This is a genomic window from Nitratireductor luteus, from assembly GCF_026162365.1.
Classification (GTDB): Bacteria; Pseudomonadota; Alphaproteobacteria; order Rhizobiales; family Rhizobiaceae; genus Chelativorans; species Chelativorans luteus.
On sequence record NZ_JAOANW010000022.1, the window covers coordinates 1 to 26,184 of the forward strand.

The window sequence follows — 26,184 nt, forward strand, 5'->3', positions numbered from 1 at the left end:
GCTCCTTGCGCAGCTTCAGCAGCGCGTCGATCTCGCAGTCGAGGGTCAGGTAGAAATGCGGGATGGTGGTCTTGGCCTCGACCAGGCGCCGGGCGATGGTCTTGCGCATGCCGTCATGGGGCACCAGTTCGTAGGAGCCTTCCTCGAACAGCTTGAGCACGGCGTCGTCCGACATCGGCTTGGCGGCCGGCGCCTCGGCGGCCTTCGCCGCCGGCGCGGCGCCTGTCTCGGCGGCCTTTGCCACATCGGCCTTCACCACACGGCCCTTCGGCCCCGAGCCGGCAATCGCCGACAGATCGAGCCCCGCCTCCCTCGCAAGGCGCCGGGCAAGCGGGGTGGCGAAGATGCGCTCGCCATCCTCTGCCTTGCGCGCGGCGGGCTTTGTCTCGCTGGCTTCAGCCTTTTTCGGCGCTTCGGCCGCTGGCTCAGCCTGAGGCTTTTCGGCCTTTCCGGCCTCCGCTTCTTGCTTCCTCGATTCCGGTTTTGCCGCTTCCGGCTTCGAGCCGCCGTCAGCCGCCTTGGCGGCTTCGGCGACGTCCTCGCCTTCCCCGGCCAGAACCGCGATGAGGGCATTCACCTTCACTCCGTCGGTGCCCTCGGGCACGACGATCTTGGCGACGGTGCCCTCGTCGACCGCTTCCACTTCCATGGTCGCCTTGTCGGTCTCGATCTCCGCTATGACGTCGCCGGGGGCGACATTGTCGCCCTCCTTGACCAGCCACTTGGCGAGATTGCCCTCCTCCATCGTTGGCGAGAGGGCCGGCATGGTGATCTCTATCGGCATGGGGTCTCCTCCCTCAATTCCGGTAGGAAACGGCTTTCACCGCCTCGACAACGTCCACGACACTGGGCAGCGCGAGCTTTTCCAGATTGGCGGCGTAGGGCATCGGCACGTCCTTGCCGGCGATGGTGACGACGGGGGCGTCGAGATAATCGAACGCCCGCTGCATCACTTGGGCAGCGATATGGTCACCCACCGACGATTGCGGGAAGCCCTCCTCGACGGTCACCAGCCTGTTGGTTTTCTTCACGGATTCGATGACGGTGTCTAGGTCCATCGGGCGGATGGTGCGCAGGTCGATGATCTCGACATCGATCCCCTCGCCTGCCAGTTCCTCCGCCGCCTTGATGGCATAGGTCATACCGATGCCGAAGGAGACGATCGTCGCGTCCTTGCCTTGCTTGTGGATGCGCGCCTTGCCGATGGGCAGCACGAAATCTTCGAGCTTCGGCACATCGAAGCTCTGGCCGTAGAGGATTTCGTTTTCGAGGAAGACGACCGGGTTGGGATCGCGGATCGCGGCCTTGAGCAGGCCCTTCGCGTCGGCTGCGGTATAGGGCATAACCACCTTGAGGCCGGGAATGTGGCCGTACCAGGCGGCATAGTCCTGACTATGCTGGGCGGCGACGCGGGCCGCCGCGCCATTGGGGCCGCGGAAGACGATTGGCGCGCCCATCTGGCCGCCGGCCATATAAAGCGTCTTGGCAGCCGAATTGATGATCTGGTCCATCGCCTGCATGGCGAAGTTGAAGGTCATGAACTCGACGATCGGCTTCAAGCCGGCAAAGGCAGCGCCGATGCCGACGCCGGCAAAGCCGTGCTCGGTGATCGGCGTATCGACCACGCGCTTGTCGCCGAACTCCTGCAACAATCCCTGCGTGATCTTGTAGGCACCCTGATACTCAGCAACTTCCTCGCCCATGACGAAGACATCGCCATCGCGGCGCATCTCCTCGGCCATGGCATCGCGCAGCGCCTCTCGAACGGTGGTCGGTACCATCTCGATGCCTTCCGGTATGTCCGGATCGGAAGCCACCTCGACCTTGGGGGCGGCCGGAACTTTTTCGCCGCCATCCGCCTTCGCTTCAGCCTTCGGCGCATCTTCCGGGGCGGGCGCTTCCGCCGTCCTGTCCTTGTTCGGGCTGTCCGAGGCGGCATTGTCGAGGTCGCTGGCGCTTTCGCCGTCCCCCAGAAGCAGTGCGATGGGCGTGTTGACCTTGACCCCTTCGGCGCCCTCCTCGATCAGGATACGGCCTATGGTGCCTTCATCGACGGCTTCCACTTCCATGGTCGCCTTGTCAGTCTCGATCTCGGCTATGATATCTCCAGGAGCGACGTTGTCGCCTTCCTTCTTGAGCCATTTGGCCAGATTGCCCTCTTCCATGGTCGGCGAGAGCGCGGGCATCAGGATTTCCGTTGGCATGTTGCGTCCCCCCTTAGAGCAAGATGTCAGTGTAGAGCTCGGAAACATCCGGCTCGGGGTCGTTCTGGGCAAAATCGGCGGCGTCGGCCACGATCTCGCGAACCTTCTTGTCGACCGCCTTCAGTTCGTCCTCGCTCGACCATTTCTTCTCGATGAGACGGTTCTTCACCTGCTCTATGGGGTCATGCTCGGAGCGCATTTTCTGCACTTCGTCCTTGGAGCGGTATTTGGCGGGGTCAGACATGGAATGGCCGCGATAGCGATAGGTCTGCATTTCGAGGATGATCGGGCCCTTGCCGGAGCGACACCACTCGACCGCCAGGTCGCCGGCAGCCTTCACAGCACGCACATCCATGCCATCCACCTGAATGCCGGGTATCTTGAAGGAAAGGCCGCGGTGTGAAAAATCCGTCTCGGCGGAAGAGCGCGAAACGGATGTTCCCATGGCGTAGCGGTTGTTCTCGATGATGTAAATCACGGGAAGCTTCCACAGCGAGGCCATATTGAAACTCTCATAGACCTGCCCCTGATTGGCCGCGCCGTCGCCGAAATAGGTCAGGGAAACGCTGTCATTGTCGCGATAGCGGTTCGCGAAGGCCAGGCCCGTTCCAAGCGAGACCTGGGCGCCGACAATGCCATGGCCACCATAGAACTTCTTCTCCTTGGAGAACATGTGCATGGAGCCACCCTTGCCCTTGGAATAGCCGCTGCGCCGGCCGGTCAGTTCGGCCATCACGCCGCGCGCTTCCATGCCGGTGGCGAGCATGTGGCCGTGGTCGCGATAGCCGGTGATGACCTGATCGCCATCCTTCAGAGCCATCTGCATACCGACGACGACGGCCTCCTGCCCGATGTAAAGGTGGCAGAAGCCTCCGATCAGGCCCATGCCGTAAAGCTGGCCGGCCTTTTCCTCGAAGCGGCGGATGAGGAGCATGTCCTCATAGGCCTTGAACTCCTGTTCCTTCTTGAAGTCCTCGGGCTTTGGCGTCTTCACCGCGTTCGCTGCCGCTACCGCATTGCGCGGTGGGGCCTTGGTTTTGGACACACTTTTGGCTGTGGTTTTCCTGGCGGCTGTCGCCATGTTTCGCTCCCTGGATCGTCTCTTATCGGACATAGGAAGGAACCGGCAATCAAAGGCCGCCTGCACCATCACTGGCGCCACGGCGACCGCAAAATTGACGATCCACTTCCTTCGCCGAAGAAGCTAACATGCGCGCATACTTAGCGCTACGCCAAAAAAGCATGCCTGCCATGTCGGCTAAATAGCTACATTCATTGGAAAATAGACGATTAACCGGATTCAGGTTAATCGCTGGGCGCCGCTGCGCGGTAGATGACGATCTCGTTATCTTGAGCTAAGCTTAGCGCACGACGCGCCTGCTCGTCGAGCATATCTTTTTCCAGGCTGCCATCATTGATCAGCGCAAGCCGGCCCTCCAGCTTCTCCCGCGCCGCGCGCAAGCCGTTAAGCTCGGCGTCCAGATAGGTTACGCGCTCGACCAGTTTCTCGCGCGCATAGATGCCGTAGTCGCCGTGAAAAATATGGTAGGCGAAATAGGACAGAAACAGGCTCGCGATCGCCGGGACGATCAGCCTTCCGGTATTTCTGCGTTTGTGATGGCGGGTCCACATGCGGCAAATTCCTTCCGCCGCATGTGGCCATATCTTGTTTAATGGAGAGTTATTACGCCGGAGCCCGGCAGCAAAAAGATGCTCTATCCGCGCAGAATTTCGCTGCCGGCATAGCGTGCCTGGCGACCCAGCTCCTGCTCGATGCGGATGAGCTGGTTGTATTTCGCCAGCCGGTCGGAGCGCGCCAGCGAGCCGGTCTTGATCTGCCCGCAATTGGTGGCCACGGCCAGATCGGCGATGGTGGAATCCTCCGTCTCGCCGGAGCGGTGCGACATCACCGCCGAATAGCCTGCCTTGTGCGCCGTCTCGACCGCATCGAGGGTCTCGGTCAACGTTCCGATCTGGTTCACCTTGACGAGGATGGAATTGGCGATGCCCATCTTGATTCCGTCCCGCAGGCGGGCGGAATTGGTGACGAAGAGATCGTCACCCACGAGCTGCACCTTGTCTCCGGCAAGCTCGGTAAGGATTCTCCAGCCTTCGAAATCGTCCTCCGACATGCCGTCCTCGACGGAGATGATCGGGTAATCGGCGGCGAGCTTTGCCAGATATTCGGCCTGCGCCTTGCCATCCCGCGTCGTCCCCTCGCCCTCATAGACGTACTTGCCGTCCTTAAAGAATTCGGTCGCCGCGCAATCGAGCGCGATCGCCACGTCGTCGCCGGGCTTGTAACCGGCCTTTTCGACCGACGCCATGATGAAGTCCAGCGCCTCCTGAGCGCTCTTGAGCCCCGGCGCGAAGCCGCCTTCGTCGCCGACATTGGTATTGTGTCCGGCCTTCTTCAGCCCGGCCTTCAGCGTGTGGAAGATTTCGGAGCCCCAGCGCACCGCCTCCGCCAGCGAATCGGCGCCGACCGGCAGCACCATGAACTCCTGGAAATCGATGGGATTGTCGGCATGGGCGCCGCCATTGATGATATTCATCATCGGCACGGGCAGGAGATGCGCGCCGGCTCCCCCCACATAACGGTAGAGCGGAAGGCCGGAGGCCTCGGCGGCAGCCTTCGCCACGGCCAGGGACACGCCGAGAATGGCGTTGGCGCCAAGGCGGCTCTTGTTTGGCGTGCCGTCGAGCTCGATCATCGTGTTGTCGATATGGATCTGCGCTTCCGCGTCCATGCCGCCGATCGCCTCAAAGATTTCGCCGTTCACGGCTTCTACCGCCTGCTGAACGCCCTTGCCGAGATAGCGCGGCCCGCCATCGCGAAGCTCGACCGCTTCGTGCGCGCCGGTCGATGCGCCCGAAGGAACCGCCGCCCGCCCCATCGAACCGTCTTCCAGCACCACATCCACTTCGACGGTGGGGTTGCCACGGCTGTCGAGAATTTCACGTCCGACGATGTCGATAATGGCAGTCATGGGTGCTCTCTTTGATCTCGGGGTTGCTCGAAAGGACTGTCGACGCCCGTATTAGCGAATGTTCGGAAAAAGACAATGATGCCGGGTGTTCGCCGCGGCAATGACAGCCGCCAGCCTATCCGCCCTTCGCGATCCGATCGAACGCCATAAGCCGCTCCAGCAGTGTCGGCAGGTCCTTCAGGGACACCATGTTGGGGCCATCGGAGGGGGCGTTGTCAGGATCTTGGTGGGTCTCGATGAAAACGCCGGCCACGCCCACAGCGACCGCCGCGCGTGCCAGCGTTTCCACGAAACGGCGTTCGCCGCCGCTGGAGCCACCCATGCCGCCCGGCTGCTGGACCGAATGCGTTGCATCGAAGATGATCGGCGCACCGAATTCGGCCATTTGCGGTAGGGCCCGCATGTCGGAGACAAGTGTGTTGTAGCCGAAGGAGGTGCCGCGCTCGGTGACGAGCACGTTGGCGTTTCCCGATTCGGTCACCTTGGCCACCACGTTCTTCATGTCCCAGGGCGCCAGGAACTGCCCCTTCTTGACATTCACCACCTTGCCCGTGTTCGCGGCGGCGATCAGAAGATCGGTCTGGCGGCAAAGGAAGGCCGGTATCTGCAGCACATCGACCGCTTCGGCTACGACCGTGCACTGTTCCTCCGTGTGGACGTCGGTCAGCACCGGCACGCCCAGCTCGCCACGCAGGTCCGCGAAGATCGGCAGGGCCGCGTCGAGGCCGGCACCGCGCCTGCCCGAAAGCGAGGTGCGGTTGGCCTTGTCGAAGCTCGTCTTGTAGACGAAGCCGATGCCGAGCCTTTCCGTCAGCTCCTTGAGCCTGCCGGCGATGTCGAAGGCATGGTTGCGCGATTCGAGCTGGCACGGACCGGCGATCAGCGCTAGAGGCGCGTCGTTGGAAAACAGCGCGCTGCCGATTGCGACGCGTGGATTGGGCGATGTCATGATCGTTCCTCGAACAGGAGATATGCGCCCTGCCCCGGCCCGGGCGCTATGCAGATGCGGCTATGCGTTTCCTCGAACGGAAGGTCTTCACGCTCGAGCACAGCCTTTGGAAGTGCCAGATCGCTGCAACGAAAAACGATGCCGACCGGCTTTGGACCTGGAGAAGGTTCGACCCTAATCCCATAGATTTCGCGTATGACTGCCGGCGCGCCGATATATATCGAGCCATTCGCCAGTGAAACGTCGAGCAGGCCATCGGTCCTTTCCGAAAGCTGGGAGCCGGCGAAGCCGGCAAAGAAGCGACCAGCGGAAACGGCATCGTCGGCGGCAACGAGCACTTTTTCGATTGCGGCTACCCCGTTCGGGTGGCGCGTCAGATCGGGGCGATCGAAGGGAATCGGGTTCACGCGCTGGCACGTGAAGCAGAAGCTGCCCAGCCATCCGGGGGGCGCTGCGAAGGCGAGACGGAATGAAGCCTGCGCCGCTTTGCCGCCGGCATCAGCGAACGGCCTCGAAAACTCCAGCATTGCGCCGGCGCTTATGCCCTGCTCGACGAACCTCTGGTGATCGCGTGAGGCATCGTCGGTGCCCAGCACGATTGCCGAGAAACCTTCCTGCCCGTATTGGGCACGAAAGGCGTTGTCGCGCTCTACGAAGATATTGCCGCCGGTCATGGCTTCCGATGCCAATTCATCATCGATCCGCGCTAGCGGCTCGAGATATGTGCCGTCGGAGAAGAAAACGCAGGCATTGCCTGTGCCGAATGGATGGGCCGCGTCCGCTGCCATCGAGAAACCAAGGGCGGTCATGCGCCGGCGCGCCTCGTCCAACCGGGCGACGGGCAATACGCAGTGGTCGATCGGCAATGGCGGCATGATCATGCTCCAGTTGCAGCGGGCATGTGCCCTACCGCACTCACACCAGTCTCGACTGCTCCACGGCAGCGCCGATGAAAGAGGCGAAGAGCGGGTGTGGCTCGAAGGGCCGGCTCTTCAGTTCGGGATGATACTGGACGCCGATGAACCAGGGATGGTCGGCATATTCGATTGTCTCCGGCAGAACGCCGTCAGGCGAGAGGCCGGCGAAGACGAGGCCGCATCCCTCCAGCTTTTCCCGGTAACCGATATTGACTTCATAGCGGTGGCGATGGCGTTCGGAGATTGCCTGCGAACCATAGATGTCGGCGATTTTGGACCCTCCCGCCAGCTTCGCCTCATAGGCGCCCAGCCGCATCGTGCCGCCGAGATCGCCGGCCGCCGTGCGCTTTTCGAGCATATTGCCCTTGAGCCATTCGGTCATCAGCCCCACGACCGGTTCGCTGGTTGGGCCGAATTCGGTCGAAGAGGCCTTCTCGATGCCGGCCAGCGAACGGGCTGCCTCGATGCAGGCCATCTGCATGCCGAAGCAGATGCCGAAGTAAGGCACCTTGCGTTCCCGCGCGAACCTGGCCGCGAGTATCTTGCCTTCTGCGCCGCGCTCGCCGAATCCGCCAGGCACCAGGATGCCGTGGACCTTTTCAAGCCAGGGCGCGGGATCTTCCTTCTCGAAGATCTCGGCCTCGATCCACTCCAGCTTCACCCGCACCCGGTTGGCCATGCCGCCATGGGACAGCGCCTCGTTGAGCGATTTGTAGGCGTCCTTGAGGCCCGTATATTTGCCGACGACGGCAATGGTGACCTCGCCCTCGGGGTTGTGGATCCGGTCCGATACTTCGTGCCAGCGCTCCATGCGCGGCTTGGGTGCCGGATCGATGCCGAACGCGGCCAGCACTTCCGAATCGAGCCCTTCGCGATGGTAGGCTGTCGGCACGTCGTAGATATGCGCGACGTCCAGTGCCTGGATGACAGCGGACTCGCGGACATTGCAGAAGAGCGAAAGCTTGCGGCGCTCCTCGGCCGGGATTTCCCGATCGGCGCGCACCAGCAGGATATCGGGGGCGATGCCGATCGAACGCAGTTCCTTGACGGAATGCTGTGTCGGCTTGGTTTTCAGTTCGCCGGCAGCCGGTATCCAGGGCATCAGCGTCAGGTGGACATAGACGGCATTGCCGCGCGGCAACTCGTTGCCGAGTTGGCGGATCGCCTCGAGGAAAGGCATCGCCTCGATGTCGCCGACCGTGCCGCCGATCTCGCACAGCACGAAATCGTAGTCCTCGTTGCCCTCGAGCACGAACTGCTTGATCTCGTCGGTAACGTGCGGGATCACCTGCACCGTCGCGCCCAGATAATCGCCGCGCCGCTCCTTCTCGATGATGTTCTGGTAGATGCGGCCGGTCGTGATATTGTCGTGCTTGTTGGCCGAACGGCCGGTGAAGCGCTCATAGTGGCCAAGATCCAGATCGGTCTCGGCGCCGTCGTCCGTCACGAACACTTCGCCATGCTGATAGGGCGACATGGTGCCTGGATCGACGTTCAGATAGGGATCCAGCTTCCTGATTCGCACGCGGTAGCCACGCGCCTGAAGCAGCGCGCCCAAGGCCGCCGCCGCAATGCCTTTGCCGAGGGAGGAAACCACGCCGCCCGTGATGAATACATATCGCGCCATGGGATTCACCGCATAGCGGGGCACGGCCGATTCCGCCAGTGCAAAATGCCGTAGCCCGCAGATTTTTGTCTTGCCGGGCGAGAACGGCCGGCGCGCGAAGGTGGGCCGTCAATCCACCCATTTGCCCTCCATCGAGGCGCGAGACTGTCCGCGCCCGATGATCGAAGCAATATCCTCCCAGGCCTTACTGGCCAGTGGGAACCTGCGGTTCCGAGTTAGGCGCTTGTTGGCCTTCATCGGCCGGCGCCGAGGGCTGCACGCTGCCGCCAAGCTGGTCCAGAATACCGCCCGAACCTTCCTGCTGGGTACCGGACTGCGACTGGGGTAGATTCTCCAGTATGTCGGTGGGGCGTCCCTCGTAGCGCGCCAGAAGGGACAGGGCGAGCGACGTGGCGAAGAAGGCTGCTGCCAGAATCGCGGTGGTGCGGGTCAGGGCGTTGGCCGCGCCGCGCGCGGACATGAAGCCGGACCCTCCGCCGATGCCAAGACCGCCTCCCTCGGAGCGCTGCATGAGGACCGCACCGACGAGCGCGAGCACGACGAGCAAGTGAATGACGATGATGACAGTCTGCATGAATCCTTCCGGCGCTTTGCGCGACAAAACCCAGCGGCGAACCGCGGATGCGGCTCATTACATGGCTTTGCAGGTTTTTCCAAGTCCCTGCACGCCAGAGATAAGCGCGATCGCCGCCTTTACAAGAAATCAGGTCGATACGGCCTCCACTAGCGGGCCGTGGCCCTGGCAATCCCCAGGAAATCGTCGGCCTTGAGGCTGGCCCCGCCGACGAGCGCGCCGTCGACATTCAACACCGCCAGAAGCTCGGCCGCGTTGGACGGCTTCACCGAGCCGCCGTAAAGGATTCGCATCCACTCCGCCTTCCCGCCGAGCCTTTGCCGCAACCCCGCCCGCAGATGGGCATGCGCTTCCGCCACATTGTCGGTAGTAGGGGTCAGGCCGGTTCCAATGGCCCAGACCGGCTCGTAAGCGATCACGGTGTTTTCAGCGTCAGCCTCGTCGGGAACCGAGCCGGCGATCTGCCGGGAAAGCACCTCGAGTGTTTCGCCGGCCTCGCGCTGAGCTTTCGTTTCGCCAACGCATATGATCGCTGCCAGCCCCGCGCGCCAGGCCGCCCTTGCCTTTTTCGCGACGACTTCATCCGATTCGCCATGGTCGGTGCGCCGCTCCGAGTGCCCGACAATGACATGTGTGGCCCCGCAATCGGCGAGCATCTCCGCAGAGACGTCACCGGTGTGAGCGCCCTTATCCTCCGTATGGCAGTCCTGGCCGCCGACCGAGAAAGCCAGATCCCGCACCATCGCCGACGCCTCGTGAAGCAATGTCGCCGGCGGGCAGATCAACCCGTCGGCATCCAGAGCGAATCCGGTAAACCCTTCGGCTATCGCTCGCAGTTCTTCCAGGGAAGAACGCGTTCCATGCATTTTCCAATTGCCGGCGATCAGGGGGCGAATGTCGGGTGTCATGGCGTTCCATTCGATCTGGAGGACAGTTCGCCGTGTTCACTACCAAAATACGGCCACAAAGCAATCGACAGTGGCGCGCCGGGGCGTTATGCCCATTGGTCGACATTCGAGTTCAACCGGAAAAGACATCGGAACCAGCATGCTTGAAAGCCTCCGAAACGCAGCCACAACCTGGATCGCCAAGCTCCTTCTCGTTCTTTTGGTCATGAGCTTTGCGGTCTGGGGCATTTCCGGGCAGATATTCTCCGATGTCGGCCAGACAGTCGTGACCGCCGGCAATACGTCGGTATCCGCCCAAGAATTCCGCCTTGCTTACGACCGCCAGATTGCCCAGCTATCCCAGCAATTGGGAACCAGGGTAACACGCGAGCAGGCTGTCGCTTTCGGCCTCGACAACCAGGTTCTGGCCGAGCTGGCGGCAGGTGCGGCGCTGGAGGAAACGGCCAACGAGATGAATCTCGGCGTTTCCCAGCAGAAAGTCGCCGAGCTCGTGGCCTCGAACCCCGCCTTCCAGAACGCCAGCGGACGGTTCGACCGCCGCCAGTTCGAATTCGTGCTCAGCCAGGCGGGCGTCCGGGCGGAGGAATATTTGAGGCAGCGCGAGAAAGCGGCGGTCAGGCAGCAGATCGTCGATGCCGTTTCAAGCGGCATCACCGCGCCGAAAACCCTGCTCGAAAGCATCGCCCTTTACCGCGGCGAAGACCGCACCATCGAATATGTGGTGCTGCCACGCAGCCTGGTCGAGCCCATCGAGGATCCGACAAGCGGCGTGCTCCAAAGTTGGTTCGAGAAGAACAAGCAGCGGTATGCCGCGCCCGAATACCGCCAGGTCAATTATGTAAAGCTCGAGCCCCAGGACATCGCCGACCCTTCGGTGATTTCCGACGATCAGGTCCGCTCCTATTACGAGGACAACAAGGCTCGGTACACGACCGAGGAGCGGCGGACCTTCGACAAGATCACCTACGCCACCCGCGAGGAAGCAGAGACCGCGCGCGAGGCCATGCGGACAGGATCGAGCTTCGACGATCTCCTGTCCATGAGCGGCGCGCCGGCATCCGATATCCGGTTCGAAGCCATGACACGCAAGGCGATCGCCGATGAAGCCCTCGCGGAGGCCGTCTATTCGATCGACGAGGGAAAGACCAGCGACGTGATCGACAGCCCGTTCGGCCCCGCCCTCGTCCGCGTCGTGGAAGTGCTGCCCGAAAAGGCAACGCCGCTGGAAGAAGTGTCCGAAGATATCCGCCAGGAACTGGCACTGGACGAGGCAAGCCGGGTCCTGCTCGACACATATGACGCCTATGAAGACGCGCGCGCGGGCGGCCAGTCGATGCAGGAAGCTGCCGCCAGCCTCAAGCTGGAAATGAAAACCGTCGAGGCCATCGACCGCTCGGGCCAGAACCCGGACGGCGAGATCATCCGCGACCTGCCGGCCTCCCGCGACCTCGTTTCAGCGGCTTTCGGCACCGAGGAAGGGGTCGAGAATCCGCCGCTCAACCTGGGGGCCAGCGGTTTCCTGTTCTATGAGGTCGCGGATATCGTTCCGGCCCGCGACCGCACGCTCAATGAGGTGCGCGAGAAGGCTGTGGCCGACTGGAAAAACGAGCAAGCCCGCGAAAAGCTTTCGGCACGCGCCCGCGAACTCCAGGAGGCAGTGCAGGCCGGGAAGTCGCTCGATGAAATCGCTTCCGAACTTGGCCTGCAGAAGGATGTCCGCCGCGGGCTGAAGCGCCAGGCCGACGATGCGACCATAGGACGGGAAGGCGTTGCCGCCGTTTTCTCGGTCGCTCAGGGTGAGACAGGCACCTTCGACAACCCGGCCGGCGACGGTCAATTCCTGTTCAAGGTGACGGAAGTCTTCGCGCCCGCCACCGCGTCGGCGGATGCGCTGCCGGACGATCTGGCGCAGTCGGTGCAGCAGAACCTGTCCAACGATCTGGTCAACCAGCTCGTCACTCGGCTTCAGGCCGAGCATGGCGTGACGGTGAACCAGAGCGCCATCGATCTGGCGCTGAGCTTCTGATAGTCGTATGGCTGATCTGAAAGTACATATCGCGACCGCTGCCGCGGGCAGATCTCTGAGCTTCGAGGAAGCGCGTGATGCGTTCGACATCATCATGTCGGGCGAAGCCACGCCCAGCCAGATCGGCGGCTTCCTGATGGCGCTGAGAGTGCGCGGCGAAACCGTCGACGAGATAAGCGGCGCCGTGGAGACGATGCGGGCGAAGATGCTGCCTGTCGACGCGCCGGAGGGCGCCGTCGACATCGTCGGCACCGGCGGCGACGCCTCGGGCACCTACAACGTCTCGACCTGCGCCGCCTTCATCGTGGCCGGCGCGGGCGTTCCCGTGGCCAAGCACGGCAATCGGGCGCTTTCTTCACGCTCGGGCGCAGCCGACAGCCTTGCTGCACTCGGGGTCAACATCGAGATCGGGCCTGAAGCGATTTCCACCTGCATAGGCGAAGCCGGGCTCGGCTTCATGTTTGCGCCATCGCATCATGCCGCCATGCGCCATGTGGGGCCGATGCGCGTGGAACTGGGCACGCGCACGATCTTCAATCTGCTCGGCCCGCTTTCCAATCCGGCCAGCGTCAAGCGCCAGCTTGTCGGCGTGTTCGCCGAAGAGTGGGTCGAGCCGCTGGCCCATGTGCTCAAGCAGCAGGGCGCCGAAAAAGCCTGGGTCGTGCACGGCGACGGTCTCGACGAAATGACGACCACGGGCACGACCCAGATCGCCGCGCTCGAGGACGGCCTGGTACGCTGTTTCGAGCTGACACCAGAGGAAGCCGGGCTGCCGCGCGTTTCAATAGACAACATCAAGGGTGGAGACGCGCAACACAATGCGCGCGCGCTGCGCGCCGTTCTGGAAGGCGCCAAGAACCCCTATCGTGACATCGCCGTCTTCAATGCCGGCGGGGCGCTGGTGGTGGCAGGCAAGGCGGGCAGCATCGTGGAGGGCGTCCAACTGGCTGCCCGGTCGATCGATAGCGGCTCGGCGCTGGCAAAGCTCGAAAAGCTGGTCGAAATCTCCAATCGATAGGCGTAAGGTAGGGTCATGGTCGATATTCTGCGCAAGATCGAGGCATATAAGCGCGAGGAGATCGCATCGGCCAAGGCCGCAGTGCCGGAAGACGAAATCAAGGCGCGCGCGCAGGACGCCGCCCCTCCCCGCGGCTTCATCCAGGCTCTCCGGGCCCGGCGCGCGACCGACGACCTGGCGCTGATCGCCGAGGTCAAAAAGGCCAGCCCCTCCAAAGGGCTCATCCGGGCCGACTTCGATCCGCCCGCCCTGGCCAAGGCCTATGAGGCGGGCGGCGCGGCTTGTCTTTCGATCCTTACGGATGCGCCTTCCTTTCAAGGCGCACCGGAATTTCTGACCGCGGCACGCGCGGCCTGCGGCCTGCCGGTGCTGCGCAAGGATTTCATGTTCGAGCCTTACCAGGTCTACGAGGCCCGCTCATGGGGCGCCGACGCAATTCTCGTCATCATGGCGAGCGTTACCGACGACGAGGCGAAGGCACTCGAGGATACCACCCTGACGCTTGGCATGGATGTCCTGATCGAGGTTCATGACGAACCGGAGCTCGAGCGCGCGCTTCGCCTGGATTCGCCGCTGATCGGCATCAACAACCGCAACCTGCGCACCTTTGAGACCGCGCTTGAAACTTCCGAGCGCCTTGCACCCATGATCCCGGAAGACCGCCTGGTAATCGGCGAAAGCGGCATCTTCACCCACGATGATTGCCTGCGGCTTCTCAAGGCGGGTATCGGCACCTTCCTCGTCGGCGAAAGCCTCATGCGCCACAACGACGTCGCCGCCGCCACCCGGGCGCTTCTGGGCCACGAGACGGGCACGCAGGCTGCCGAATAATGGCAGGCGAGAGTGAAAGGCTGACGCATCTGGGAACCGGCGGCGAAGCCCGCATGGTCGATGTCGGCGCGAAGGCGGAGACCGTCCGCATAGCCGTTGCCGAAGGCGCAGTGTCGATGGGCCCGGCGACGCTGGAAGCCATTCTGGCGGGCAACGCCAAGAAGGGCGATGTGATCGCCACAGCCCGCATCGCCGGCATCATGGCCGCCAAGAAGACCCACGAGCTGATCCCCCTGTGCCACCCGCTGGCGCTCAACCAGGTCGTGGTCGATATCGTTCCGGACGAGGCGCTGCCCGGATTGCGCGTTACCGCCACCGTGCGTGTGAGCGGAAAGACGGGCGTGGAAATGGAGGCGCTGACGGCGGTCTCCATAGCCTGCCTGACCATCTACGACATGGCCAAGGCACTCGATAAATCCATGGAAATCACCGATGTGCGGCTGGTCAGCAAGACCGGCGGCAAATCTGGAGAATGGCGGCGGGAGCATGGATCCGATGGCGCTTCTACCGGTTGACGAAGCGCTCGACCGCATGCTCGACGGCGTGCGCGCACTGGGCAGCGAGGAAGTGGCCATAGCGGCCGCCGGCGGGCGTGTTCTGGCTTCGGCGCTGAGTGCGCAGCGAACCCAGCCTCCATTCGACGCCGCCGCCATGGACGGATATGCCGTGCGCGCGGCCGACGTCGCCGCTCTGCCGGCCCGCCTGCGCCTGATCGGTGTTTCCGCCGCCGGCAAGCGCCATGCTGGCAGCCTCGGCCCCGGTGAGACAGTCCGGATTTTCACCGGCGCGCCGATGCCCAAGGGGGCCGACGCGATCCTCATTCAGGAGAACGCCGAGGCCGACGGCGATGTCATCGAAGCAAGGGAGGGCGTGGAGCCCGGTCGGCATATCCGGCGGGCCGGGCTCGATTTCGAGCAGGGAGATGTTCTGCTCGATGCCGGCCGCGTTCTCGATCCCGCCGCCCTCTCGCTGGCCGGAGCCGCAGGTTACGGCCGCCTGCCGGTCGTGCGCCGTCCGCGGATCGCCATCATCGCCACGGGCGACGAGCTCGTGCCGCCGGGAACCGAGCCCGGCCCTGACCAGATCGTGGCGTCCAACAATCTGTCCGTGGCGGCGCTGGCGCGTGCGGACGGCGCCGAAATCGTCGATCTTGGCATCGTCGGCGACGATCGCGCCGCCATCGCCGGGGCCATACAGGCGGCGCTCGGCGAAGCGGCCGATATCATCGTCACGCTCGGCGGCGCCTCGGTCGGAGAACACGATCTGGTGCGCGAGGTGCTCGTCGGCGAAGGCATGGAGCTCGCCTTCTGGAAGATCGCGATGCGTCCTGGAAAGCCACTGATGTTCGGCCGGCTGGGCGGAGCCCGGGTTCTGGGATTTCCCGGCAATCCGGTCTCGACCTTCGTGTGCGCGCATCTGTTCCTGAGGCCTCTGATCGCCCGGTTTTCCGGCCGCACCTACCTGCCCGAACTGCGCTCGGCCATTCTTGCCCAACCGATGAAGGCCAACGACCATCGCCAGGACTACGTGCGCGCCTCGGTCATTTCCGGGCAGGACGGGCTGATGGCCTCGCACTTCGATGTGCAGGATTCCTCCATGCTGTCGACCCTGGCGGCCGCTAACGCCCTTATCATCCGCGAACCCGGTGCCCCGGCGAGCGCGGCCGGAGACCGCTGCCGCGTACTGATGCTGCGATAATCCTGCCCGAATTTTGGTATTGCGGAACACAACTGGAACAGATACGGTCTGTTCTGGTTTTGTTTTTCTGATTCCTGAGGTTGGAACAATGCTGACGCGCAAACAGCACGAGTTGCTGCTCTTCATTCACGAACGGTTGAAGGAGACGGGCATTCCGCCTTCCTTCGACGAGATGAAGGAGGCGCTGGATCTTGCTTCCAAATCGGGCATTCACCGCCTGATCACGGCGCTGGAGGAACGCGGCTTCATCCGCCGCCTGCCGAACCGTGCCCGGGCGCTGGAGGTGCTACGCCTTCCCGATTCCATCGCACCCGGCCTCAACGCCCAGCGCGGGTTCTCGCCCAGCGTGATACAAGGCAGCCTTGGCAAGCCACCCGCCTCTTCCCGCCCGAAACCCGCCGCAAGCAATGACGACGATGTCAGCGTGGTCTCCATACCGGTCATGGGCCGGATCGCCGCCGGCGTGCCTATCGAGGCCATTCAGCATCAGACGCATTCCATCGGCGTCCCGCCGGACATGTTGACGGGCGGCGAACACTACGCGCTCGAGGTCAAAGGGGACTCGATGATCGAAGCCGGCATTTTCGACGGCGATACGGTGATCATCCGCGAGACGCAGACAGCCAATCCGGGCGAAATCGTCGTCGCGCTGGTCGACGAGGAGGAGGCAACGCTCAAGCGCTTCCGCCGCAAGGGCGCCTCGATCGCCCTGGAGGCGGCCAACCCCGCCTATGAGACGCGCATCTTCGGCCCCGACCGGGTCAAGGTCCAGGGCAAGCTTATCGGGCTGATCCGGCGCTACTGATCCTGGCCTGTCTTGCGCCGGTAGGGCGGAAGGCCGCGGGCGGCGCGTGAATATTGCCGCTGCGTGTGCCAGGGCCGATAGGGCTGACTGATCGCCTGAGCTAATTCGGCCCCTGCTTCACCGAGGCCTGCTAGCCAGACCGCTGCACTTCCCCTGAGCGCGAGGTCGCGTTTTGTGAAGACGAGCGCCTTGCTCCCGGGGCACAGGTTTGAAGCCGTTGCGTCGTCGACGACGATTAGGGATGCTGTTTCACAGACTGGCTTTGCCGCTGCGGCATTCTCGGCGTGGGCAATAAGATGCCCAGCCGGGTTATCTATAAGACAGAGCCCATTGACGCAGGAAAACTGGCGGGATTTCATCTCGGGCGCAGCGGTCTTGCCGGCAACCAGCGGCTTGACCACCATCTTGGCATTCAGGGCACGGGTCCAATCGTCCATCGTGAAACCGTTGGGCCGGGCGCGGTTGACCGCCAGTCCGCCATCGGCCGTCCTCACCCCCATCAGCCGGCCATCCTCGCTTATCAGCACGGCGGGCAGTTCGCGCGCGACAAGAAGCCCGAAGCCGACGATCGCCAGCGGCGCGGCCAGCAGCCTTGCGCGCGTGGTCGACAGGACGGCCACGACGAAGGCCACCGTCAGCAGCAGAAATGCCGGCAGCGGCATCAGGCCGACGGCATCGATGGGGGATCTGTCGGATATCCATTCGGCAATGGCGATGACCGCCGCTATAGCGCGTCCCATGATCGACAGGAAGAATCCGTCCAGTCCGAAGGGCATGGCGAATATCGCCAGGACCGCCGCAGGCATGGCCACAAGGGAGACAAGCGGCATGGCGGCGAGATTGGCCGGGAGCGCGAGCGGCGAAGCGCGCTGGAAATGCCACGCGCCGAACAGCGTCGTCGCCAGTCCCGCGATCACGGACGTCGCTGCGAGCCCTGCGGCGAAGACGAGCACTGTGCGCAACAGGTTGCGCGCCAGGCCTGCTGGCGGCACGCGACCGCGTTCCCGCCGACCCATGCGCCAGTCGGTCCAGCCGGCATAGGCGGCAATGAGCGCCGCTGTGGCGGCGAACGACATCTGGAAGCTCGGGCCGACCACCTCGTGCGGCGAAATGATGATGATGATCAGCGCGGCGATGGCCAGATTGCGCATGGTTATGGCGGCGCGATCGAACAGCAGCGCCGCCAGCATCACCGCGAGCATGATGTAGCTGCGCTGGGCGGCCACGGCCGAGCCCGAGAAGAACAGATAGAGCGTGCAGAATGCGAGCGCCGCGCCGGCGGCGTATTTCTTCACCGGCACGCGCTGCGAGAATTGCGGGAAAAGGGCCGCGCCCGCCCGCGCCATTGCCATCACGGTGGCGGCCACCAGGGCCATATGGAGCCCGGATATTGCCAGGATGTGGGCAAGACCGGAGCGCCGCAGCCATTCGTTTATAGGCTCTGGTATGCCGGCGCGCATGCCGACGATCATGGCGGCTGCCACCTGCCCTTCCGCGCCGGGAACCGCATGCCTGATACGTGCCGCGAGCCCTTCCCGCGCCGCCTGCAGCCAGCGCGCCGGTCCCGCGGTCAGGCCGTCATCCGCCACCACCGCCGCCCGCTCGGGGTTGGACAGGAAGAAGCCGACTGCTCCTATCCCGTTGAAATAGCTTGAGAAGGAAAAATCATAGGCGCCGGGGCGGACCGGACCGGAAGGGCTCATCAGGCTGGCAAGCCCGCTGATGCCGTCGCCGGCGGCAAGGCCCTCCGGCACCGAACGGGCGCTCAGCCGCACGCGGGCCGGCGGATAGCGCAGTTGGGGCCGCTCGGTCGCCACGATGTCGATCGTCAGCCGCAGGCGCCCGCTTGCCTGGTGCTCCAGGCTCACCAGCCGCCCGGTGATCCTGGTGGTCACGTCCGATCCCATCATCGACGTCGAAGCGCGCCAGGTTTCGAGCTTGCCCAGCAAGGCGCCGGCCAGGATCAGCAGGATCGCTCCGCTGATGAACGGCAGGATGCGACGATCGCGGGAAAGAAAAGTGACGACGAGAAGCAGGCATAGCGAGAGCACCAGCGGCAGTGCTTCGGGCTCCCACGGCAGCGCGAAATACGCCGCCGCGCCCGCACCCAGAAGAACGGGCAGGCACAGGAATGTCCCGCCGCGCGCCGCGTCCCGCGAGATCGCGGCGGGAAAACCCCGCCAGAAGGCAATGAAGGCCGGCACCTGTGGCCGCTGTTCGGGCATGTCTGCCGGCACGGGCGCCGGCGGCGCGAGCGGACGCGCTGTTCCCGGCAGGAACAATCCGCGCTCGCTGTCCGCCACTGCCGCCTTGTCGTCCCCCACCGCCCGAACACCCCGCAGGCTTGCACCCCAAGCGGCCTATGCTACATGACGGGCAGCCGATTTCCAGCCGCGACGGCCACCGCCGCGCCGCAACCCGAACATTCAGGAACCAGCATGTCCCGTCCCGTCATCACCCGCTTCGCCCCCTCGCCCACCGGCTATCTTCACATCGGCGGCGCGCGAACGGCGCTCTTCAACTGGCTCTACGCCAGACATACCGGCGGTAAGATGCTCCTGCGCATAGAGGACACCGACCGGCAGCGCTCGACGGAGGCCGCCACGGCGGCCATACTCGACGGTCTGTCATGGCTCGGCCTGCTGTGGGATGGGGAGCCGGTCTCGCAGTTCGAGCGCGCCGACCGCCATCGCGAGGTGGCCCTCGAGCTTCTGGAAAAGGGCGAGGCCTATTACTGCTATGCCTCGCAGGCCGAGTTGGAGGCCATGCGCGAAAAGGCGCGCGCAGAGGGCCGCCCGCCCCGCTATGACGGCACATGGCGCGATCGCGCGCCGTCGGAAGCGCCGCAGGACGTCAAGCCGGTCATCCGCATAAAGGCGCCGCGCGAGGGCGACACCGTCATCCACGACAAGGTTCAGGGCGAGGTCCGCTTTCCCAACAAGGACCTGGACGACTTCATCATCCTGCGTTCCGACGGCTCGCCCACATATATGCACGCCGTGGTCGTCGACGATCACGACATGGGCATCACCCACATCATCCGCGGCGACGATCACCTGACCAACGCGGCGCGCCAGGCGCTCATCTACAAGGCCATGGGCTGGGAGGTGCCTGTCATGGCGCATATCCCCCTGATTCACGGCCCGGATGGCGCCAAGCTTTCCAAGCGGCATGGAGCGCTGGGCGTCGAGGCCTACCGGGCCATGGGCTATCTGCCGGAGGCCCTGCGCAACTATCTCGTGCGGCTTGGCTGGAGCCATGGCGACGACGAGATCATCTCGACGGCGCAGATGATCGAGTGGTTCGAGATCGAGGATGTCAACAAGGGTGCGGCGCGCTTCGACTTCCAGAAGCTCGAGGCGGTCAACGGCCACCATATGCGCCATACGCCAGACGACGAACTGCTCGAAATCCTGATGGAAACGCTGCCTCATCTTACCGATGGAAATGTCATCCTCGAAAAGCTGGACGAGCGAAGGAAAGCACAGCTCCGTGCTGCGCTTCCTGGTTTGAAGGAGCGCGCAAAAACATTGGTAGAACTTGTTGATGGTGCTGGGTTTCTCTTTGCAGAACGCCCCCTCGCGTTCGAGGAAAAGGCTAGCCTCCTGCTGGATGATGACGCGCGGGCCATGCTGGGGCGACTCGCCGACGATCTGGCTGCCATGCCTGCATGGTCGGCCGACGATTGCGAATCCGCGGTGCGGGCATTCGCCGAGAAAACCGGGCTCAAGCTGGGCAAGGTCGCACAGCCATTGCGTGCTGTGCTGACCGGGCGCACGACTTCCCCGGGCATATTCGACGTACTGGATGTGCTTGGACAGGAAGAATCGCTAGCCCGCATAAGGGATCAGGCACGCGCGGCGTAAGGCTTTGCGCTAAATTCCCCCGTTGCAGTGCAGCATTGGCAGTTTGTCAAGCTTGGCAGGGATTGTTAAATGCGATAGCTAATGCCCACGTCAGATGAACCGCCTTCCCCAGCGCGGTGGAGATTTCTGCCCCGAGTTTCAAGACATGAGAGGTGTTTGTGATGACCAATTCCAATGCAAAGCTGGAGCTCGGAGGAGAAAGCAAGGAATATGACGTACTGCATGGCACTGTCGGCCCGGACGTCATCAACATCTCGTCGCTCTACAACGACACAGGGATGTTCACCTACGATCCCGGCTTTACATCGACGGCGAGCTGCGAATCCAAGATAACCTATATTGACGGCGACGAAGGCACGCTGCTTCACCGCGGTTACCCGATCGACCAACTGGCCGAGCACGGTGATTTTCTGGAAGTCTGCTATCTGCTTCTTTACGGTGAACTGCCGACCAAGACCCAGAAGGACGATTTCGACTACCGGGTGACGCACCACACGATGGTGCATGAGCAGATGAACCGCTTCTTCACCGGTTTCCGCCGCGACGCACACCCCATGGCCGTGATGTGCGGCGTGGTCGGTGCCATGTCGGCCTTCTATCACGATTCCACCGACATCTCCGACCCGCATCAACGCATGGTGGCCAGCCTGCGGATGATCGCCAAGATGCCTACCATCGCGGCGATGGCCTACAAATACCATGTCGGCCAGCCCTTCGTTTATCCGCGCAACGAGTTGAGCTATGCGGCCAATTTCCTGCATATGTGCTTCGCGGTGCCGTGCGAGGAATATAAGGTCAACCCGGTCCTGGCGCGCGCCATGGAGCGCATCTTCATCTTGCATGCCGATCACGAGCAGAACGCTTCCACCTCCACTGTGCGGCTTGCCGGTTCCTCGGGCGCGAACCCGTTTGCCTGCATTGCCGCCGGCATCGCCTGCCTTTGGGGCCCTGCGCATGGCGGCGCCAACGAGGCGGCGCTCAATATGCTGGACGAGATCGGCACGGTCGATCGTATCCCCGAATATATCGAGCGGGCCAAGGACAAGAATGATCCATTCCGCCTGATGGGCTTTGGGCATCGCGTCTACAAGAACTACGATCCCCGCGCCAAGATCATGCAGAAGACCTGCCACGAGGTGTTGGGCGAACTCGGCATCAAGGACGACGTGCAACTCGACATCGCCATGGAACTCGAGCGCATCGCGCTGACAGATGATTACTTCATCGAGAAAAAGCTCTACCCGAATATCGATTTCTATTCCGGTATCACGCTGAAGGCGCTGGGCTTCCCGACCACGATGTTCACGGTCCTGTTCGCGCTGGCGCGCACGGTCGGCTGGATTGCCCAGTGGAAGGAAATGATCGAGGATCCGAGCCAGAAGATCGGGCGCCCGCGCCAGCTCTATACCGGCGCCACGCAGCGCGACTACGTGCCGATTGCCAAGCGCTGATCGACGCTGTGAAAGATGCAAGGCCCCGTTTGCAGCGGGGCCTTTTTCTTGAGATCTTCTATCCGGTGACCCGGCGCCCTGTGCGCGCCAGAAAATTAGCGGCGATGCTGTCGGGGACGCTGCGGTTGCGAAAATCCCGGATCACCTCCGACCATGCGAACCGGATCGAGTTCTCCACGATCTCCCGGTCATAGCGCTTGAGGCTGTCCTCTATCGGGGCCCACCGGTAAAGTGCGGCCGGACTTTCGGTGAAGCAATCGGCCCCCATGGCGAGATTTTGCCATTGGGTGTGTTCGAGCCGCGCCGCGAAGGTCTCCCGGTACTGCTTGACCAGGTCGTCACCCAGTTCCTCCCTGTTCTCGCCTAGGCCTGCCTCATGGCAATGGATCGCCAGCGCGCGTGCATGCGCCTGCAGCGTTCCGGAGGCGGCGACGCGTGAAGACACATGGACCGTGATATCGGACAGGCTGGCCGCGAAGACGTGGCGCTTGGCGATATTTATGGATTCCACGAAGACATCGTCCTCGAACATCGACGGATACCGGGTGCCCATCCGCGTCTTGAGATAACCGTAAAGCTTCTTCTGCGAGACGAAAGCCGCGCGCGTCTGCGTGAAGCGCACAAGCCCATCGAGGCTATCGATGGGCTCGCGTTCCAGACGCACGGCCAGGCGCTGTGCGGCCTGCTTAAACAACGCTTTCGCCCTTGAGGCAAAGCTCCCGCGCGCAGCGGCATGGGGTTCGGCGGGTAAGACCAATGTCTCAATTCCCTTTGCTCAGCGGATCGCCAACACTCACCCATTCATTGTGGGTCCGATTCGGCTCGCCCGCAATGGCCGCTGTTAGAGACTTTCGTCGCTAACGACATCTAGGGAGGAGGACGTCATGTCCATCGATAATATGGAGCTGCGGGATCGCTACTGGCAGAAGACGCGAAATCTGACGATTTTCGTTCTCGCCTTGTGGGTGTTCTTCTCGCTAATCATCCCGGCAATGGTCGGAACGCTCAATTCCATGACGTTCCTTGGCTTTCCGCTCGGATTTTACATGATTGCCCAGGGCTCGCTCATCGCCTTCGTCGTCATCATCTGGTTTCAGAACTGGCGCCAGGACGCGATCGACGACGAGTTCGGCTTTGGCGAAGAAAGCTGAGGAGGGCTCGTCATGGCATTGATTCAAGGAAGGTTCCTGGACAATATCGGTCGCGTTTACGGCATATACACCGGTGGCTTCCTCGGGTTCATCATTCTGATGGCCATATTGGAGCAGCTTGGCGTCGGCGCCGACACGATCGGCATCCTGTTCGTCGCCTTCACGATCGCCATCTATGCGGTGATCGGCTGGCTCTCGCGGACGATGGAGGTCGACGCCTATTATGTGGCGGGGCGACAGGTCCCGGCGGTCTATAACGGCATGGCCACCGCGGCCGACTGGATGTCGGGCGCATCCTTCGTGGCGTTGGCCGGCGGCATCTATTTCGGCGGCTATGGCTACATGGCCTTCATCATCGGCTGGACCGGCGGCTATGTGCTCGTCAATTCACTGATGGCGCCTTATCTGCGCAAATTCGGCTGTTATACCGTGCCCGACTATATCGGCACCCGCTACGGCGGCAATCTCGCCCGATTCTGCGCGGTCGTCGTGCTCGTCGTGGCATCGTTCACCTATGTGACGGCACAGATCAACGCTACCGGAACGATCGCGGCGCGCGCGCTGCACATTCCGTTCTCGGTCGGCGTCTGGTTCGGCCTTCTCGGCATCCTCCTCTGCTCGATGCTGGGCGGCATGCGCGCGGTGACCTGGACGCAGGTGGCGCAGTATATCGTGCTGATCATCGCCTATCTGGTCCCGGTCATCTGGATGTCGAACGCCCAGGGCTTCGGCATCATTCCGCACTTCACCTATGGCGAGGCGGCAGCCAATATGAGCCAGTTCGAGGCTCAATACGGGCTTAACCCGCCGGCCGAGGCCGTCGCCGGGCTTTCGGTGCTGACAACGCCGCATACGGGGCCCGTGGGCGAGTATGCGGAGTGGAAGTTCGTTACGCTGGCGCTGGTCATGATGTGCGGCACGGCATCGCTGCCCCACATCCTCATGCGCTACTTCACCACGCCCTCCGTGCGTTCGGCACGCAGATCCGTTGCCTGGTCGCTGCTGTTCATCTTCCTGTTGTACTTCACGGCGCCGGCTCTTGCCACGCTCACGAAGCTGCAGCTTCTGGACCCAAGCCTGCCTACGGCAATCATCGGCAAGCCCTTTGCCGAAGTGGCTTCGCTTGCCTGGATCCAGAACTGGTCGAGCGTCGGGTTCCTGGCGATCGCCGATCAGAACGGAGATGGCATCCTTCAGCTCAACGAGTTCTTCATGCGTCCGGACATCGTCGTTCTGGCCACGCCTGAAATCGCCGGTCTTCCCTATGTGATTTCCGGTCTCGTTGCAGCCGGCGGCATGGCCGCGGCCATGTCGACAGCGGACGGTCTACTGCTCGCCATCGCCAACGCGCTCAGTCACGATCTCTACTACAAGATGATCGATCCGAAGGCAGACACTTCGGTACGGCTCATCGTTGCCCGTGTGCTGCTGGTCGGAATCGGCGCCCTCGGTGCGTTGATCGCCTCGCTTCAGCTCACCGGTATTCTGGGTGCCGTGGCATGGGCATTCTGCTTCGCGGCCTCCGGCCTCTTCTTCCCGCTCATGTTGGGCGTCTGGTGGAAGCGGGCCAACCGTCAAGGTGCGGTAGCGGGCATGGTGATCGGCTTTATCGCCGGCACGAGCTACCTGTTCTACGTCTATGGCGGCGGAACCCCGTGGTTCGGTCTCGATCATCTGCGCTTCGGCATCGTCGGCATGGCGGCTAGCCTGGTCTCGATGGTGGCGGTCACGCTGATGACCCCTGCCCCGGACGAGGAAATCCAGCGCATGGTGGACGACACCCGCGTTCCCGTGGGACCGCCCATCCTGGCAGCCAAGCACTAGACATGCGATAGGAAGTACTGGGGCGGGATCAACTCCCGCCCCAGATTTGTCTCGAACAGGAATATGCGCGAATGCAGGGCTCCCTGGCCGTCTTTCCCATCTGGGTCATCATCATCGATTATGTTCTCGGCGTCATCATGTGGACGCTCATCGGACGAACTGCCATGAGCATCTTCCTGCCCGAGGATTCGAACTTCTTCTTCATGCGCTTCTTCGTACGTGTGACCAACCCGATCCTGCGGCTGTTCCGCCCGATCACGCCGAGCTTCCTGTTGGATATGCTGGTCCCGGTCTATGTCGCCTGGTTCTTTTTCATGATCCGATTCTACCTGATGCCGTGGCTTCTGGGCTATTCGGTCATGGGCATGCTGTCGTTCCCGCTGGAAAGCGAGATCGCCGCGATGATCTATCAGACGTTCGGCAGATAACCGGGGCCACAGTATCTTGCGGTCAGGTGGAATCGCCTGCATCCGCATGAATGCTGAAAAATAAGCTGGAGCTGCGTGCGTCCGAATGGACGCGCAAAGAAAGGTCGAGGTCCAGACCTACCTAGGAGTCTAGTGCCGCAAGCAGGGCGACGGCGCCCTTCATATCACGCTCGCGGGCAGCGCGGCGCGCAGCGGCTTCCGCATCCTCGCCCCATTGCGAGATGTTCCAGTCTTCGTCCACATGGGCGGCCGCCCATGCCTCGTCCGCGCCGATGGCGCCGGCCTCGACGGCGAGCGCCAGCAGCGCCGACCCAGTCAGCGTCGTCATCACATGCAACGAGGCCAGCCGGAACGGCTCCCAGCGCGGCTTGAGATAAACGCCCAAGGCGGCGATCACCTGGCGGGGCTGCTCCACATGCATGACGCCTTCGGCAAGCACGAAGCGTGCGCCAAGCTGGCCTTGTGCCCAGTCGAGCACCGGATCCCAAGCCTCCGCCTCCAAGTGGACGAGCCGCTCCGGTCCTTCCGCGCGGTAGCAAAGGAGGTCGTTCGAGGCGAATCGCAGTATGTCTTCTGCTACCGCCTGCGCATCGTTTGCCACGCCATCGATAGCGGTGTTGACTAACCGCGTGACGGGCATGGTCATCGGGTCGATCTCGCTGCTCTGGGCGTCATACTCATCTGCGACCAGTTTGGCGGCGCTGGCCGTGGGCAGCGCTAGATGATTGCCCGCCGGCGTGCGCACGGCGCGTCCGTCCAAGAGAACCTTCCAAACTCCTGCCTCGCCGGCGACATCGACGCTCTTGTAGAAGCGCTTCAGCAGTGGCGTCTTCATCTGTTTCTGTGCCCGCTTCACCGGATCGGGGTCGGAGAGCTGCTTGCCGGCTTCGAGATCGTTCAGAATATCGCGCATGGGT

At 63.0% G+C, this 26,184-nt stretch carries 24 protein-coding genes; 11 read left to right on the forward strand and 13 right to left on the reverse strand.

The genetic code is table 11. The features are described from left to right. From N1058_RS22560 to tpiA, 10 genes are all read right to left on the reverse strand, one after another. A partial coding sequence (locus N1058_RS22560; RefSeq protein ID WP_265519840.1) for a biotin/lipoyl-containing protein occupies window positions 1-784 on the reverse strand: 784 nt, incomplete at its 3' end. A gap of 13 nt (window positions 785-797) precedes the next feature. Next, complete coding sequence (locus tag N1058_RS22565; RefSeq protein WP_265519841.1) at window positions 798-2,204, reverse strand: pyruvate dehydrogenase complex E1 component subunit beta; 1,407 nt, start codon at window positions 2,202-2,204, stop codon at window positions 798-800. A 13-nt stretch (window positions 2,205-2,217) separates the two neighbouring features. Then, the gene (gene pdhA / locus N1058_RS22570; RefSeq protein ID WP_265519842.1) at window positions 2,218-3,285 is read right to left on the reverse strand and encodes a pyruvate dehydrogenase (acetyl-transferring) E1 component subunit alpha; all 1,068 of its coding nucleotides are present in this window, start codon (window positions 3,283-3,285) and stop codon (window positions 2,218-2,220) included. A gap of 224 nt (window positions 3,286-3,509) precedes the next feature. Beyond that, a complete protein-coding gene (locus N1058_RS22575) occupies window positions 3,510-3,836 on the reverse strand; it encodes an FtsB family cell division protein (protein ID WP_265519843.1) in 327 nt (108 codons plus the stop codon). Between the two features lie 83 nt (window positions 3,837-3,919). Then, the gene (eno, locus tag N1058_RS22580) at window positions 3,920-5,194 is read right to left on the reverse strand and encodes a phosphopyruvate hydratase (protein WP_265519844.1); all 1,275 of its coding nucleotides are present in this window, start codon (window positions 5,192-5,194) and stop codon (window positions 3,920-3,922) included. Window positions 5,195-5,309: 115 nt separating this feature from the next. After that, window positions 5,310-6,143, reverse strand: coding sequence for a 3-deoxy-8-phosphooctulonate synthase (gene kdsA, locus N1058_RS22585; protein ID WP_265519845.1), 834 nt, complete (start codon window positions 6,141-6,143; stop codon window positions 5,310-5,312). Then, on the reverse strand, window positions 6,140-7,018 hold the full coding sequence (locus N1058_RS22590; RefSeq protein WP_265519846.1) for a VOC family protein: 879 nt from the start codon (window positions 7,016-7,018) through the stop codon (window positions 6,140-6,142). Before N1058_RS22590 ends, kdsA begins: the two co-directional genes overlap by 4 nt. Window positions 7,019-7,058: 40 nt before the next feature. Further along, window positions 7,059-8,687: a CTP synthase gene (locus N1058_RS22595; RefSeq protein ID WP_265519847.1), complete on the reverse strand. Its 1,629-nt coding sequence runs from the start codon at window positions 8,685-8,687 to the stop codon at window positions 7,059-7,061. A 184-nt stretch (window positions 8,688-8,871) separates the two neighbouring features. Continuing rightward, complete coding sequence (gene secG / locus N1058_RS22600; RefSeq protein WP_265519848.1) at window positions 8,872-9,261, reverse strand: preprotein translocase subunit SecG; 390 nt, start codon at window positions 9,259-9,261, stop codon at window positions 8,872-8,874. Between the two features lie 149 nt (window positions 9,262-9,410). Further along, a complete protein-coding gene (tpiA, locus tag N1058_RS22605) occupies window positions 9,411-10,169 on the reverse strand; it encodes a triose-phosphate isomerase (RefSeq protein WP_265519849.1) in 759 nt (252 codons plus the stop codon). 139 nt (window positions 10,170-10,308) lie between these two features. Between tpiA and N1058_RS22610 the strand changes: the two genes are divergently transcribed. The 6 genes from N1058_RS22610 (at window position 10,309) to lexA (ending at window position 16,547) form a co-directional block, all read left to right on the forward strand. Continuing rightward, a complete protein-coding gene (locus tag N1058_RS22610; protein ID WP_265519850.1) occupies window positions 10,309-12,195 on the forward strand; it encodes a SurA N-terminal domain-containing protein in 1,887 nt (628 codons plus the stop codon). A gap of 7 nt (window positions 12,196-12,202) precedes the next feature. Continuing rightward, the gene (gene trpD, locus N1058_RS22615) at window positions 12,203-13,213 is read left to right on the forward strand and encodes an anthranilate phosphoribosyltransferase (protein ID WP_265519851.1); all 1,011 of its coding nucleotides are present in this window, start codon (window positions 12,203-12,205) and stop codon (window positions 13,211-13,213) included. A 15-nt stretch (window positions 13,214-13,228) separates the two neighbouring features. Then, window positions 13,229-14,044: an indole-3-glycerol phosphate synthase TrpC gene (trpC, locus tag N1058_RS22620; RefSeq protein ID WP_265519852.1), complete on the forward strand. Its 816-nt coding sequence runs from the start codon at window positions 13,229-13,231 to the stop codon at window positions 14,042-14,044. Then, window positions 14,044-14,559 carry a cyclic pyranopterin monophosphate synthase MoaC gene (moaC, locus tag N1058_RS22625; protein WP_265519853.1) on the forward strand — a complete coding sequence of 172 codons (516 nt, stop codon included), beginning with the start codon at window positions 14,044-14,046 and terminating at the stop codon, window positions 14,557-14,559. Before trpC ends, moaC begins: the two co-directional genes overlap by 1 nt. Then, window positions 14,540-15,742 (forward strand): molybdopterin molybdotransferase MoeA, encoded by a 1,203-nt coding sequence (locus tag N1058_RS22630; protein ID WP_265519854.1) that lies wholly within the window; start codon window positions 14,540-14,542, stop codon window positions 15,740-15,742. Before moaC ends, N1058_RS22630 begins: the two co-directional genes overlap by 20 nt. A gap of 88 nt (window positions 15,743-15,830) precedes the next feature. Beyond that, window positions 15,831-16,547: a transcriptional repressor LexA gene (lexA, locus tag N1058_RS22635; protein WP_265519855.1), complete on the forward strand. Its 717-nt coding sequence runs from the start codon at window positions 15,831-15,833 to the stop codon at window positions 16,545-16,547. Here the strand turns inward: lexA and N1058_RS22640 are convergent. Next, a complete protein-coding gene (locus tag N1058_RS22640; RefSeq protein ID WP_265519856.1) occupies window positions 16,541-18,871 on the reverse strand; it encodes a ComEC/Rec2 family competence protein in 2,331 nt (776 codons plus the stop codon). The two genes, lexA and N1058_RS22640, sit on opposite strands and share 7 nt — an antisense overlap. Window positions 18,872-18,985: 114 nt before the next feature. Here N1058_RS22640 and gltX point away from each other — a divergent pair, with 114 nt between their 5' ends. Both gltX and gltA read left to right on the forward strand, forming a co-directional pair. Beyond that, on the forward strand, window positions 18,986-20,413 hold the full coding sequence (gltX, locus tag N1058_RS22645; RefSeq protein WP_265519857.1) for a glutamate--tRNA ligase: 1,428 nt from the start codon (window positions 18,986-18,988) through the stop codon (window positions 20,411-20,413). Between the two features lie 161 nt (window positions 20,414-20,574). Beyond that, window positions 20,575-21,864, forward strand: coding sequence for a citrate synthase (gene gltA, locus N1058_RS22650; protein ID WP_265519858.1), 1,290 nt, complete (start codon window positions 20,575-20,577; stop codon window positions 21,862-21,864). Window positions 21,865-21,922: 58 nt separating this feature from the next. Here gltA and N1058_RS22655 read toward each other — a convergent pair whose 3' ends face one another. After that, the gene (locus tag N1058_RS22655; protein ID WP_265519859.1) at window positions 21,923-22,558 is read right to left on the reverse strand and encodes a hypothetical protein; all 636 of its coding nucleotides are present in this window, start codon (window positions 22,556-22,558) and stop codon (window positions 21,923-21,925) included. A gap of 190 nt (window positions 22,559-22,748) precedes the next feature. Between N1058_RS22655 and N1058_RS22660 the strand changes: the two genes are divergently transcribed. The 3 genes from N1058_RS22660 (at window position 22,749) to N1058_RS22670 (ending at window position 25,267) form a co-directional block, all read left to right on the forward strand. Next, complete coding sequence (locus tag N1058_RS22660) at window positions 22,749-23,015, forward strand: DUF4212 domain-containing protein (RefSeq protein WP_265519860.1); 267 nt, start codon at window positions 22,749-22,751, stop codon at window positions 23,013-23,015. Window positions 23,016-23,027: 12 nt separating this feature from the next. Then, complete coding sequence (locus N1058_RS22665; RefSeq protein WP_265519861.1) at window positions 23,028-24,839, forward strand: sodium:solute symporter family protein; 1,812 nt, start codon at window positions 23,028-23,030, stop codon at window positions 24,837-24,839. Between the two features lie 71 nt (window positions 24,840-24,910). Continuing rightward, window positions 24,911-25,267, forward strand: coding sequence for a YggT family protein (locus tag N1058_RS22670; RefSeq protein WP_265519862.1), 357 nt, complete (start codon window positions 24,911-24,913; stop codon window positions 25,265-25,267). A gap of 121 nt (window positions 25,268-25,388) precedes the next feature. Here N1058_RS22670 and N1058_RS22675 read toward each other — a convergent pair whose 3' ends face one another. Beyond that, window positions 25,389-26,180, reverse strand: coding sequence for an ATP12 family chaperone protein (locus N1058_RS22675; protein WP_265519863.1), 792 nt, complete (start codon window positions 26,178-26,180; stop codon window positions 25,389-25,391). Window positions 26,181-26,184 lie beyond the last annotated feature (4 nt).